This window comes from Pedobacter aquae (genome assembly GCF_008195825.1).
Taxonomy (GTDB): domain Bacteria; phylum Bacteroidota; class Bacteroidia; order Sphingobacteriales; family Sphingobacteriaceae; genus Pseudopedobacter; species Pseudopedobacter aquae.
Genome location: NZ_CP043329.1, coordinates 1,755,984 through 1,770,016, shown reverse-complemented (window position 1 = coordinate 1,770,016; position 14,033 = coordinate 1,755,984). Strand labels below are relative to the sequence as shown.

The 14,033-nt window shown below is 36.1% G+C and carries 12 protein-coding genes; all 12 read left to right on the top strand.

Going from position 1 to position 14,033, the window contains the following annotated elements; genetic code table 11:
* Window positions 1-327 precede the first annotated feature (327 nt).
* Window positions 328-1,662 carry an AAA family ATPase gene (locus FYC62_RS07685; protein ID WP_149074537.1) on the top strand — a complete coding sequence of 445 codons (1,335 nt, stop codon included), beginning with the start codon at window positions 328-330 and terminating at the stop codon, window positions 1,660-1,662.
* Window positions 1,637-2,344, top strand: a complete 708-nt coding sequence (locus tag FYC62_RS07680; protein ID WP_149074536.1) for an RloB family protein — start codon at window positions 1,637-1,639, stop codon at window positions 2,342-2,344. The genes FYC62_RS07685 and FYC62_RS07680 overlap by 26 nt, the downstream gene beginning before the upstream one ends.
* A gap of 178 nt (window positions 2,345-2,522) precedes the next feature.
* Window positions 2,523-4,160 carry a phospholipase D-like domain-containing protein gene (locus tag FYC62_RS07675; RefSeq protein ID WP_149074535.1) on the top strand — a complete coding sequence of 546 codons (1,638 nt, stop codon included), beginning with the start codon at window positions 2,523-2,525 and terminating at the stop codon, window positions 4,158-4,160.
* Between the two features lie 284 nt (window positions 4,161-4,444).
* Window positions 4,445-5,623, top strand: coding sequence for an acetyl-CoA C-acyltransferase (locus FYC62_RS07670; RefSeq protein WP_149074534.1), 1,179 nt, complete (start codon window positions 4,445-4,447; stop codon window positions 5,621-5,623).
* A complete protein-coding gene (locus FYC62_RS07665) occupies window positions 5,624-6,520 on the top strand; it encodes a hypothetical protein (protein WP_149074533.1) in 897 nt (298 codons plus the stop codon).
* Between the two features lie 220 nt (window positions 6,521-6,740).
* Window positions 6,741-8,519 carry a peptide MFS transporter gene (locus tag FYC62_RS07660; RefSeq protein ID WP_149074532.1) on the top strand — a complete coding sequence of 593 codons (1,779 nt, stop codon included), beginning with the start codon at window positions 6,741-6,743 and terminating at the stop codon, window positions 8,517-8,519.
* 71 nt (window positions 8,520-8,590) lie between these two features.
* Window positions 8,591-9,538, top strand: a complete 948-nt coding sequence (locus FYC62_RS17795; protein WP_149074531.1) for a peptide MFS transporter — start codon at window positions 8,591-8,593, stop codon at window positions 9,536-9,538.
* Window positions 9,535-10,089: a peptide MFS transporter gene (locus FYC62_RS17790; RefSeq protein ID WP_149074530.1), complete on the top strand. Its 555-nt coding sequence runs from the start codon at window positions 9,535-9,537 to the stop codon at window positions 10,087-10,089. Before FYC62_RS17795 ends, FYC62_RS17790 begins: the two co-directional genes overlap by 4 nt.
* Before the next feature lie 78 nt (window positions 10,090-10,167).
* Window positions 10,168-10,905: a polyprenol monophosphomannose synthase gene (locus FYC62_RS07645; RefSeq protein ID WP_149074529.1), complete on the top strand. Its 738-nt coding sequence runs from the start codon at window positions 10,168-10,170 to the stop codon at window positions 10,903-10,905.
* The gene (locus FYC62_RS07640) at window positions 10,902-11,975 is read left to right on the top strand and encodes an SGNH/GDSL hydrolase family protein (protein WP_149074528.1); all 1,074 of its coding nucleotides are present in this window, start codon (window positions 10,902-10,904) and stop codon (window positions 11,973-11,975) included. Before FYC62_RS07645 ends, FYC62_RS07640 begins: the two co-directional genes overlap by 4 nt.
* A 215-nt stretch (window positions 11,976-12,190) precedes the next feature.
* Window positions 12,191-13,213, top strand: a complete 1,023-nt coding sequence (gene ruvB, locus FYC62_RS07635) for a Holliday junction branch migration DNA helicase RuvB (RefSeq protein WP_149074527.1) — start codon at window positions 12,191-12,193, stop codon at window positions 13,211-13,213.
* Between the two features lie 23 nt (window positions 13,214-13,236).
* Complete coding sequence (locus tag FYC62_RS07630; protein WP_149074526.1) at window positions 13,237-13,866, top strand: hypothetical protein; 630 nt, start codon at window positions 13,237-13,239, stop codon at window positions 13,864-13,866.
* Window positions 13,867-14,033 lie beyond the last annotated feature (167 nt).

Genomic DNA, 14,033 nt, shown 5'->3' with positions numbered 1-14,033 from the left:
TTTTTGACTTTCAATAAATATTTACTTACTTAGAATTAAAATCTAAATATGAAAATGCCTGTGGAATTGGATATTGGAGATAATTGTTTTTAAGCTATTTCATAAGTTATTCTTTGTATGAAAAATAAACAAAACTTCCGTAATACAACCAGTTTTGGGTGTATTACGGAAGTAAAACCATACATATATATAAGTTACCGGCAAGCGTAAAAAACGCAATATAAACCATATTTTCGAGCCAAAACAAACAAAAACAACTTTTATTTTGCTTTTAATTACAAAATAAAGACTACCTTTGCAGACAATTAATCAAAAACAGACAGAAAGATGCTTCTGCAATTTTCAATTAAAAACTTTAGGACATTTAAGGACAAAGCGACTTTGAGCCTTATTGCTTCTAACTATGACAAAGACACCAGAGAACACGAAAATATCGTAATCAATGAAAACTTTGGACTGAGACTTCTCAAAGGTGCAGTTATCTATGGTGCAAATGCGAGTGGTAAAAGCAAGTTGCTTGATGCATTTGCATTTATGCGATATTTCGTAATCAATAGTTCTAAGGAGAGCCAAAAAGGTGAGATTATTGAAGTTGAGCCATTTAAACTAAGTACACAGACAGAAAACGAACCATCTGAATTTGAAATCATTTTCGTTTACAAAAATGTGCTTTATCGGTATGGCTTTGAAGCGACAACTGAAAGAATTGTATCTGAATGGCTTTATCATAAACCAAAAACAAAAGAAGTTGAACTATTTTACAGAGAAGGAAGCACCTTCAATACTCACGAACGAAGTTTCACCAAAGGCAATACTGTTGTTAAGGAAGGACTTGTTAGAGATAATGCTTTATTAATTTCTGTAGCTGCTCAATTCAATGAAAAGACTGCAATCAATGTTTTAGATTGGTTCAAACGACTTAAAACCTTATCAGGATTAAAAGAATCAGGCTACCAAGGTTTTACTATGGGTAAAACAGAAGACCCTAAACACAAAGTGAAAATTCTTGAATTATTGAAAGCCGCTGATTTAGGAATTCAAGATATTGAACTACAAAAACTTGACATTGAAAGCCTTCCAAAGGGAATGCCCAAGGAACTCAAGGATAAGTTAATTAGAGAAGTGCGAGAAGAAAAAAAGGAATATGTATCTGACGTGTTGACAAAGCATAAAAAATATAACGAAGATTTAAAAGCAGTAGGAAACATTAGCTTTTCATTAGAAGATGATGAATCGTCAGGAACTAGAAAGTTTTTCGCTCTTACAGGACCAATTCTCGATGTTATTGAGAACGGTTACACTCTAGTCGTTGATGAGCTAGACTCAAAACTTCATCCAAATTTGGTTTGTAAAATCGTTTCGCTTTTTAACTCTAAAGAGTTTAACAGGAAAAACGCACAATTGATTTTCAATACACACGACACAAACTTATTAAGTTCAGGTCTATTCAGAAGAGACCAAATTTGGTTTACAAACAAAAATAAATACGGAGAAGCAAAACTTTATTCCTTAGCTGACTTTAAATCAGATGAAGTAAGAAAAACAGAGCCTTTTGAAGAAAACTACATCAGGGGAAAATATGGTGCAGTTCCATTTCTTGGCTTTTTTGATAACCTAAAATTTTTATTGACAGAAAATGAAAATGAAGGACAAAAAAGCTGAACAAAAAGCAGCTAAGCAAAAGCACCTAGAACAATTAAAGGCTCAACGAAGAAAAGAACCGAGCCTAGAAAGACCTATTGCTGAATTAACAGAAAAACCTTCTATTCTTATTGTTTGTGAAGGTGAAAATACCGAACCCTCATATTTCAATCAATTCAGAATTACTTCAGCAAAAGTCAAATCAGTTGGTGAAGGTTATAATACCGTTTCGTTAGTGAATAGAGCTCTTGCTTTATCCCAACAAGGAAACTATGACCAAGTTTGGTGTGTTTTTGACAAAGACGATTTTAACGACAATGATTTCAACTCTGCAATTCAAATAGCAGAAGCCAATAACTTTGGAGTCGCTTATTCAAATCAATCGTTCGAATATTGGCTGATATTACACTTTAATGACCATCAAGGTGGTGGAATGCACAGAGATAGCTATAACGATAAAATAAACGAACACCTCAAACCATTCAAAGTAATTTATGATGGCAATGGGACTAAATTAATTGAAGAAGATTTTTTTGAATTACTTGACGGCATAGACGACAAAACGAGCAGAAAAAGAGCTGAACTTGCAATCGATAGAGCAGAGAGAAATTACAATCATTTTGACAATACAAATCCAGCTAGAGAAGAATCATCAACGACTGTGTTCAGACTAGTTAGAGAACTTCTGAAATATGTGCAATGATAGAACGCCAGCCGGTAACAGGCGTTTGGCTCAATGGCGGGTGAAGTGGTTAATTGAACATTCTACCTCGCATCAACTTTTGTGGTGTATTGACAGTTTTGTGCTCCGAAATCCGCCACTGCGCCAAGCGCCAAAACGTAACGTTGGTGGCAAGCATAACGAACAGACACGATAGAGAATGCAAGTAACATTTTTAGGACACGGACTTGAAAACAACCAATACAATGTTGGAAAACAATTAGTGAACTCTTTTGAGAACAAGTATTTCGACAATTTTTTTGGGTTTGTTGCATTTGTCGCATTGACAGGTGTAGACAAAATTCTGCCTTCAATTAAAGTTTCTAAAGAAAAATTCAAGACATTAAAGTTTTATGTTGGTGTAGACAATAAAGGAACATCTAAAGAAGCACTTGAAAAACTACTTGAAAATGAAATAGAAACATACATCTATCACCGTGACGAAGAATATGTCACTTATCATCCAAAACTTTTTCTTTTTGAAGGTGAGAAATTTTCGAGGGTAATTATTGGCTCATCAAACCTGACAAGTTCAGGCTTTTTAACCAATATCGAAGCATCAATACAACTTGACTTTAATACAAAGACCGACAAGCAAGGAATAAAACTCATTCGGGAAATCAAAGAATACTACAAGAAGTTAATAGAAAACACAGACTTACATACTCGAAAATTAACAAGAGAACTAATTGATGAATACGAAGAAGCTGACTTGCTTTACAACCAGTTTTATTCCAACAACAAAGACGAAACACAACCGACAGACGGAGAGAACGGAAAGAAAAAAACAAAGAGAGTAAAACTGCCAGAAGTTGATTTGACTGACGGTTTTGACCCAACAGAAACGCCTGATTATGATAAGATTGTCGAAGCAACCCAAAATGACTATGACAATTTTGAATACTTTCTACAGCGATACATTGTCTACAAACGTGATGTACGTTCATCGGGTGTAGTAACTAAAACAACGGACGACAAGGAATTGCTTCGTTGGTATATGAGAATGAAAGAGCTTATCAGACACGAAGCAATGCCTGATGACTTACTTTTACGACTTATTGATGTCGATTTTCCAATCGGTGACGGATGGGAACGAACTCGAATAATGATATGGGACAGCAAGTATAAACAGCTACTTGAGTATAAAAAAATGTTCAACGCTGAAAGTGAAGTTACTCACGTTCCTCAGTTCAAAGAAAAAAATCATCCTTATTATTCGCTTGGTACTTGGTGTGCCCAACAAAAACAAAGAAGAAAAGGAAATCAACCACCAATTTGGACAGATTACGAAGAAGAAAAAATGCAAGCCATTAACTTTTTGTGGGACGTTCCAAATCTTGGTAGTGAACCTGATGATGAAAGATGGTATGAAAAGTTACTTGAATTAGAGAGTTACTACAAGGACAAAAATAATTTCAAGACGATACCACATCAAAATACTAAATTAGGAAAGTGGTTAAATGAAAACATCACTTTAAAACTGACCGGAAGTCGTGGTAAGGTAAAAAAATATCTCAACCCACTACGAGAAGAACTTTTAGGTGAAGTTTTATCTAAAAATGGAGTTGAATGGGAATGGCAAAAACAAAAAGAACGTGAAGCACTTGAGAATTTAGCTGAAGAATTTAAAAAATATCAAGACCCAAAAGAATTTGAAAAACTGACAGCAGACGAAAGAAAAAAATATCAAGACAGGGTTTCACAAGCAAGATACAGAAGTAAGAAATGGGACGACCAAAAAAGACTAATTTTGATTAACGCAGGTATGGAATTACCTAAAAAAGAAGACCAACAATGAAAAGGAAGACAAGAATGCCAGCCACCAACAGCACCTACCCAAAAGTGGCGGTTCAGTGGGTAAATCAAGCTTTGTGCTTCTATCAAAGATTGACTCGTCCTAAAAAAAGTTTACAGTTTAATTGATTAATCCTACTCTTGGTTTACAAATCATTTTAATCCTGAATTGGGTTTGCTAATGTATTTTTAATTTTTCTTTTTGAATTTTTCTTCCTCCTCTAATTCTCCACACATCATTCAAAATCAATAATAATATCACTAAATTGCTTCAACCAATTTATAAGCATGAGAGAAGTAGTCATCGTTTCGGCAGTAAGAACGCCAATAGGAAGTTTCGGAGGGAGTTTAGCAAGCTTTACCGCTACCCAGTTAGGTGGTTTTGCCATTAAAGGCGCTTTAGACCAAATAGGTTTAGAGGCCAATAAGGTAGAAGAAGTTTATATGGGCAATGTGCTTTCTGCCAATATTGGGCAAGCACCGGCTACACAAGCGGCAAAATTTGCAGGCTTGCCAGATATTCCGGCAACTACCATCAATAAAGTATGTGCATCGGGTATGAAAGCGGTGATGTTGGCTGCACAAGCCATAGCCTCAGGAGATAAAGATATTGTTGTGGCAGGCGGTATGGAGAGCATGAGTAATGTGCCGTATTACTTAGATAAAGCAAGAAATGGTTATCGACTGGGGCATGGCCAGTTGACAGATGGTTTGGTAAAAGATGGTTTGTGGGATGTTTATAACAATTACCACATGGGTAGCGCAGCAGAACTTTGCGCTAGCGAATGTAACATCAGTAGGGAAGAGCAGGATGCTTATGCCATACAATCTTATAAAAGGTCTCAACAAGCCACTGCTGATGGTTTGTTTACTGATGAAATCATCCCGATAAAGCTAACAGATAAAAAAGGGAATGAAATAGCTATAGCTACAGATGAAGAAATTTCTCAAGTATTTTTTGATAAAATCCCTAACCTAAAACCAGTATTTAAAAAAGATGGTACGGTTACAGCTGCCAACGCCTCTACCTTAAATGATGGTGCAGCAGCCCTTATTTTAATGAGCAAAGAAAAAGCATTAGCATTAGGTTTAACACCTTTAGCACAGATTGTTTCTTTTGCAGATGCGCAGCAAAGTCCAGAATGGTTTACCACAGCTCCGGCAAAAGCAATTCCTTTAGCATTACAAAAGGCAAATTTAACAATAGCAGATATTGATTTTTTTGAAATTAACGAAGCTTTTTCTGTGGTGGCTTTAGCAAATAATCAGGCTTTAAGCTTAGCAGAAAATAAAGTAAATATTAAAGGTGGGGCAGTATCTTTGGGGCATCCACTGGGGGCGTCGGGCGCTCGTATCTTGGTAACGCTTATCCATATATTAAAACAAAATAATGCTTGTTATGGTGTTGCTGGTATATGCAACGGCGGTGGTGGTGCAAGTGCTATAGTTATTCAAAATCATACATAAATGAAGTTTTACAGTATTTTAACTGTCTTATTTTTAGGGCTTCATAGCCTTTTTGCTCAGCTTAAGCCAGAAACGATGCAGAGTTACGAGCTTAGCCTTCAAAAGTTAGGGGAAGTGATGACTAACGATTCGCTAGAGCAAAATCGCATCAAAGCGAATTACCAATTTGTAAGAACGTTAATTAGCGCTTTAAAAGAAAAAAATTCTTTTTCTTATCCATTTGATAGTCTATCCACCTACATCACAGTAAAAACTGCTGATGATAAAAAGTTTAAGCTCTTCACTTGGTTTTTGATGTTAGATGATGGTTCTTTTAGGTATTATGGCGCTATACAACTGAATAATCCTAATCAGTTAGAACTTATCCCGCTAACAGATAACACTTCGGAAATACTTGATAACAGTCTGATTTTATCTAATAAGCAATGGTACGGAGCGGTTTATTATCAAATTATACCGGTTTTGGGTATCAAAGACCCTTATTATATTTTGTTAGGATGGAAGGGGAAATCTTTAACCACTTCATCTAAAGTAATAGAGATACTATCTTTCAGTGGAAAAGATGCTGTTTTTGGAAAGCCTGTTTTACAGGATGATGCGAAAAGTAAACTTTTCTTAAACCGTAAAGTATTTGATTATAGCAGTAGCGTTTCTATGCTATTACGTTATGTAAAAGACGATAAATTGATTGTTTTAGACCATTTGGCAGCACCAAATGAAGAGGCCTCTGGCATAGCCTCTATGTATGGGCCCGATTTAAGTTACGATGCATACCGTTTTAAAAATGGTAAATGGCAATTGCAGGAAAATGTGAAGTTGCAAAATAGCCCTGATATTAGTGATGAACTGTTTATAGACCCTACAAAATTGGCTCCGCCTGTTAATCAGCAGAAGTAAGTCAAATTTGTAATATTTTCGTTTCTCAAGAATACAAGTTATACAATTACATAGCAATTAATTAATATTGAATTCATAGAGGTTGTCTCAAAGCAACTATATTGTCAGGCTGAGCGGAGTCGAAGCCTTTTTTGAGGAGCTTAGGATACATTCCTCCGCCGCTCAATGTGACAAAAGCAATTTTGAGATATCATCTTTTTCAAATTATCCTTAGATATTTATGGCTAGTACGCATCTTCAATCTTCAGAAGAAGATTTTTTTAAATCTAAAGTTTTAGGGCATCCGGCAGGGCTTTTTGTACTCTTTTTTACCGAAATGTGGGAGCGCTTTTCTTATTACGGAATGCGAGCCTTATTGGTACTATTTCTAACCTCGTCTATCATGGGTGATAACCCAGGTTGGGGCTGGCCACGTGAACATGCTTTAGCCATTTATGGTTCATATACTTCTTTTGCTTACCTCACACCCATTTTAGGTGGTTATATTGCCGATAGAATTATTGGTTATCGCTGGGCCGTAGTTGTTGGCGCTTTACTAATGACTTTAGGCCATTTGTCTATGGCGATAGAGGTAGACCCAATTTTTATGTACTTGGGCTTAGCTTTATTGGTGTTTGGTAATGGTTTCTTTAAACCTAATATGACTTCTATTGTAGCGCAGATGTATAAAAATCATCCTGAAAAGAAAGATGGTGCTTATACCATTTTCTATATGGGTGTAAATTCTGGAGCCTTTTTAGGGATGCTTTTATGCGGTTATATAGGCGAAAGTCCGGATTGGGGTTGGAGCTATGGTTTCGGCTTAGCCGGAATTTTCATGCTGATTGGTATGCTGCAATTTTACTTTACACAAAATATTTTTGGTGATATTGGCTTAAAGCCGATAAAAGAAGACGCCTCAAATATAGCTGGTGCAGTGGTAAATGATGATGAAAAACTGAATCCATTCTCTAAATTTGATTTAGCGATTATAGGCTTGATATCTATCATCGGCCTAACGTGGGTTATCAATGATCCGGTATCAAAAATTACCAGTGTAAATGCTTTTAATTTTGAGTTTGCTGGTTTAAGCGGTAGCAATTTCATGATTATAACAGCCTTGGTGTTGTTCTTATTCATCCTCATCAAAAGAATATCACAATACACACCTGTATTAAGAGATAAAATGATTGCTGTTATCATTTTAGCTTTCATCACCATTTTCTTTTGGGCTTCTTTTGAGCAGGCTGGTGGTTCTATGACTATTTTTGCTAGTGATTATACTGCTCGTGTTTTAACAGGCGATTATAAATTGATTTTTAATATTGCCAATACCCTCATTACGGTAGTGCCTTTAATCATCATATCTTATGTTTTATTTAAGCTTTTTGCTAATACCTTTAAAAAATATGCTTTAGGAAATATCATCTTGGCTACAGGTTTTATCATCATTTGGGTAATTGTTATTTACATGTTATCTCAGCAGTATAGCGATGTAAAATCTGAAGTTCCGGCAACTTGGTTTGGCGTTTTAAACTCTTTATTCATCATCAGTTGCGCACCTTTGGTTTCTAAGGTTTGGGAAAGTAAGTATAACCCGCCTGCAACCGTTAAAAACGGTGTAGGGATGATGTTATTAGGAACCGGTTTTGCTGTTTTAGCTTATGGTGCTAGTGATATCCCGCAAGGGGCACAAACAGCAGCGGTAAGCATGATGTGGTTAGTGTTAGCATACTTTTTCCATACCATGGGCGAGCTTTGTATATCACCAGTAGGTTTATCTTACGTAAGTAAACTGGTACCGGGCAGAATGATAGCCATTATGTTTGGTATCTGGTATTTAGCTATTGCTATTGGTAATAAAATAGCAGGTACCATGGGAGGCATGATAGACCAGATTACAGCAAACTATTCTATGTCGGCATTCTTCTTAATCTTTACCATTATTCCGGTTGCTTTAGGGGTATTTATCATTTTACTAACACCATTATTGAAGAAATTAATGCATGGCGTAAAGTAATTGGCTTTTAATATTTGTAAAAATCCAGCTAAATTCAATATCTTTCAAAACACACTAACAAAACAAATTGAATGGAAAAGCAAAAAGAATTATTTGGCCACCCCATAGGGCTATATATCTTGTTTCTTACAGAAATGTGGGAACGCTTCAGTTACTACGGCATGAGGGCCATTTTGGTACTTTATTTAGTAGCTAAAACAAGCGATTTAAATGCAGGTTTAGGATGGACAGAAGGCGAAGCTTATGCCCTTTATGGCTGGTATACCATGTTTGTTTATGTAGCCTCTATTCCCGGTGGTATCATAGCTGATAAATATTTAGGGCAAAAGAAATCGGTCATGCTGGGCGGTTGGTTGCTGGTAGCGGGGCATGGTATTTTAGCTATAGAGCAAATGTGGGCTTTTTATACAGGTTTAATTTTAATTGTTGCCGGTGTAGGATGCTTAAAACCAAATATTTCTACCATGGTAGGCGGTTTATATGCCAATGGTGATAGAAGAAAAGATATGGGTTTCTATATTTTTTATATGGGGATAAATCTTGGTGCTGCTATTTCTGCTTTGGCCGTTGGTTATGTTGGCGAAACTTATGGCTGGCATTATGGCTTTGGGATGGCAGGTGTGGGTATGGCTTTAGGGCAAATGGTATACCTGTACGGACAAAAATATTTAACCCATGTGGGGGATTTGGTTGTGGTAGATAAAACTTCTGGCGAGCCTCAACAAAATTTGTTTTTAGACATCTTTAAAAAGAAAAACTCCCTGTTCTCAACCCTAGCAGTTTTAGCTTTAGGATTAATTGTTTTTGCAACTTCTAGCTGGCAATATGGTTTGTTAATTATGGGTTTAAGCTTTGCCGTAGGTGTTGCTATGGTGATGTATAACGAGTGTAATGCAATAGAAAAAGATAGGATGAAAGTTGTTTTTCTATCCTTTTTAATCATTATTGTTTTTTGGGGAGCTTTTGAACAAGCAGGTGGTTTAATGAATGTTTATGCCGACCAAAAACCAACCGTATGATAGGTTTAAGTTTCTTGCCAGAAATTCCAGCATCTTGGTTCCAAAGTGTGAATGCTATTTTTATTTTACTTTTTGCTACCCTAGTGGGTACTTTTTGGATAAAATGGGCTAAAGCAGGTAAAGAAGCCTCTTCCATTTTTAAAATGGCCGTTGGGGTGATCATCATGGGCTCGGGCTTTTTGTTTATGACAGCTGCCGCTTTAGAATATCAAGAAGTTGGTAAATCTGCTATGCATTGGCTCATTTTAGCTTATTTATTTCATACCATTGGCGAGCTTTGCGCATCTCCGGTGGCACTTTCTTTCATCACCAAGCTATCGCCAGAAAGGTATGTAGCTTTTATGATGGGAGCTTATTTTGCCGCTACCGGTTTAGGAAATAAAGTTGCTGGTATTTTATCAGAAGCATCTGCTGAGGCTGGCGAACTTACCATATTTACAGGTATTGCCATCTTTTGTATGCTCTTTGGTTTATTGGTTTTCTTAATCATTAAACCTTTAAAAAGACTTACACATGGTGCAGAAGAAGGTCTTGCACCAACAGCGCATTAATGCGATAAAAAGAGAATAAGAATTGATGTATGTATAAGCTTCCAAAAAATGTATTTTTGGAAGCTAAAAATTTACAAATTGTCTGATAGCTTAGTTATAATTCCTACCTATAATGAAAAAGAGAATATTGAAAAAATTATTCACAAGGTTTTTTCATTAGCTCAGCCTTTTCATGTTTTAATTATTGATGATGGCTCGCCAGATGGTACAGCCTCTATCGTAAAACATTTGCAAAGCATATATCCCGAAAGGCTTTTTATTGAAGAACGCAGCGGAAAGCAAGGTTTAGGTACTGCCTATATTCATGGCTTTAAGTGGGCTTTAAACCATCATTATGAATTTATTTTTGAGATGGATGCCGATTTCTCTCATAACCCTGATGATTTAATTAGACTAAGAGAAGCTTGCCTAGCTGGGGCTGATGTTGCTATAGGCTCAAGATATATCAAAGGTGTAAATGTGGTAAATTGGCCTATGGGCAGGGTTTTGATGTCTTACTTTGCATCAGTATATGTGCGTTTAATTACAGGTATTGATATACAAGATGCTACCGCTGGTTTTAAATGTTACCGTAAGCAGGTTTTAGCAACTATAGAATTTCATAAGATAAAATTTGTGGGTTATGCCTTTCAAATAGAAATGAAATTTACGGCCATTAAACACGGTTTTAATGTGATAGAGATTCCTATCATTTTTACGGATAGAACAGAAGGAACGTCTAAAATGTCGACTAAAATCTTCAGAGAAGCTTTTTTAGGAGTTATCGAAATGAAAATAAGAAGCTGGTTTAGAACCTATAAGAAGAAATCAGCATGAAAAAACACTTTCTGTTCTTCATCTTTTGGCTGGTTAGCTATACCTCTTTTGCGCAACAAAAATTAAATCCTCAGCATAAAGCTATTACTTACCAAGGAAGAATTAAAAAAGATAAAGCTATGGCTGATTTGTATTGGTCGGCTACAAGTGTAAAGCTTAATTTTAAAGGGAGTGGAATCTCAGCAACCTTTCAAGACGAAACAGGGAACAATTACTATAACATCATCATAGATGGTGATAGCAGCTATATTTTTAGACCAGAAAAAGTAAAGAAGACTTATATCCTTGCTCAAAATTTAAAGCCGGGTAAACATCAAATAGAAATTTTTAAAAGAACAGAATGGACAAGGGGTAAAACCATATTCTATGGTTTTGAGTTGCCTCAGAATGCTAAATTTTTACCTGCTGATAAGCCTAAAAGTAGGAAAATTGAGTTTTATGGAAATTCTATCACTGCTGGTTATGCGGTTGAAGATTTTTCTGGTAAAGATTCTCCTGATAGTACTTTTACCAATGCTTATTTGAGTTATGCTCATTTAACAGCAAAGCATTTTGATGCACAATATCATAGTATTTGTAGAAGTGGTATAGGTATCATGATCAGCTGGTTTCCTTTGATTATGCCACAGATGTATGACCGTTTAAATCCTAACAATGCTTCAAGTAAATGGGATTTTAAGCAGTATACTCCAGAGGCTGTGGTGGTTAATTTGTTTCAGAACGATTCTTGGCTAGTAAAGAAAACCAATACCGAGGGCTTTAAAACTACTTTTGGAACGCAAGCACCTACAGAAGATTTCATCATCAAATCCTATCAGAATTTCTTAACATCCATCAGAAATAAATATCCTAAAGCTAAGCTGGTTTGTATTTTAGGTAATATGGATATCACCAGAGAGGGCTCGCCTTGGCCTGCTTATGTTAAAAAAGCGGTAGCTGGTTTAAAAGACGAAAAGATTTATACACATTTTATTCCTTACAAGAATTCGGGTGGGCATCCTAGTATCAAAGAGCAGCAAGATTTAGCCAATAGTTTGATTGAATTTTTGGAAAAAGAGTTGAGCTGGTAAATGTTTATGAAGAATTATTGAAAATAAAACTTTAATATTTCTACAGGCTTTGCCATCCTAAACCTGATATAAGCGGATACCGGCCTCGAGCTTAATGCCTTGTAGGCGTATGAGCGTTTAGCAGGACTAGCGGTAAATAACTGTATTTCATTTGCTTTCTAAAAAATCTTCTACACTTATTCTAAACCAGAAGTGTTTTTATTAACTTCAACCCCATGAATGAAAATCTTGATCCTAATAAAGATCGATTAAATCCTACAGATAAAGAGGTTGAGAAAGTGTTACGTCCGCAGGAGTTTGAAGATTTTGCCGGACAAGATAAAATTCTAGAAAACCTTAAAATATTTGTGAAAGCTGCTCGCTTAAGAGGCGAAGCTTTAGACCATGTATTGTTGCATGGCCCTCCGGGTTTGGGTAAAACCACGCTTTCACACATCATAGCTAATGAAATGGGCGTGGGCATAAAAATAACCAGTGGCCCAGTATTAGATAAACCTGGCGATTTAGCTGGTTTACTTACCAATTTAGAAACCGGCGATATTTTATTTATTGATGAGATACACCGTTTAAGTCCCTTGGTAGAAGAGTATTTATACTCGGCCATGGAGGATTTTAAAATAGATATCATGCTAGAAACTGGGCCCAATGCTCGGTCGGTACAAATATCTTTAAACCCTTTTACCTTGGTTGGGGCCACTACAAGGTCTGGCTTGTTAACATCGCCTTTAAGGGCAAGATTTGGTATCAATTCTAGATTACAATACTACGATGCTAAATTATTAACCTCTATTGTGATGCGCTCTGCCGATATTTTAAAAACACCTATAACAGAAGAGGGTGCTTTCGAAATAGCCAGAAGGAGTAGAGGTACGCCACGTATAGCCAATGCTTTGTTAAGAAGAACCAGAGATTTTGCGCAGATAAAAGGAAATGGAGAAATTGAAACCGAAATAGCCCGTTATGCGTTAAATGCACTTAACGTGGATGAGCATGGTTTAGATGAGATGGATAATAAAATTTTATCAACCATTATAGATAAGTTTAAGGGTGGGCCGGTAGGTTTAAAAACAATTGCAACTGCGGTAGGCGAAGATGAAGGTACGATAGAAGAGGTTTACGAGCCTTTTTTGATACAAGAAGGCTATTTAATGCGTACTGCAAGAGGAAGAGAAGCTACAGAAGCTGCTTATCATCATTTAGGTAAATTAAAATCCGGAGGCACCGGAACGCTTTTTTAATTCATAATTATTATATTCGAGGCATGCAGCAACACAATTTTGACGTTGATATCGTCATCCCTTCATCTAAACAAAAAGTAAAAATCAATAAAGAATTTATTGAGGTTAACCAAAGTACTATAGCTTGCGCAGATGTTTCGGCTATACGTTATGGCGTTTCTTTAATTGGCTCTGCAAAAAAGCCCGAAAAAAAGGAGTACACCATTGATGTGCAGGCTAAAGATGGAAAAAACATCAGTATAAAATTTAGTAGTAGTAAGGTTGAAGAGCTTTTAGAAGAAGACCATACTTATTATTATATCATGTCTGGCTTGTGGCAATACGTTAAAAAGTATTTGGTGAGCCATTTTATTGAAGTTTTAAATGAGGGTGAAACTTTTGATATCGGGAATACAACCATAAGTAATCAAGGTTTTATGATGACTTACAAAACTTGGTTTTGGGGTAAAGTTAAAACCGAGTTGGTGCATTGGGACGATATTAAATACTACCTAAATAAAGGTATTTTACATGTGGATAGCGTCAGCGATAAGCGTAAAAAAGTGAAATTAAGCTTACACCACGATTGGAATGCAGTAGTTTTGAATACCCTGATGCATTACTTATGGCAAGACCACAGAAAAGAGAAATTAGCCAAAGGAGAAAAAATATAATCAGAAGCCCGCAAATGCGGGTTTTTTTATGCTTAAGAAAAACAGGCTTGGCATTTGTTAGCATCAAAGCATCAATAATGCTGATATTCTTCTAAAATGTAAATCGGTATTTTATAATTAATATCCTATTTTTGAACAAATTATACAAGTGGCTACTATCAACAGAG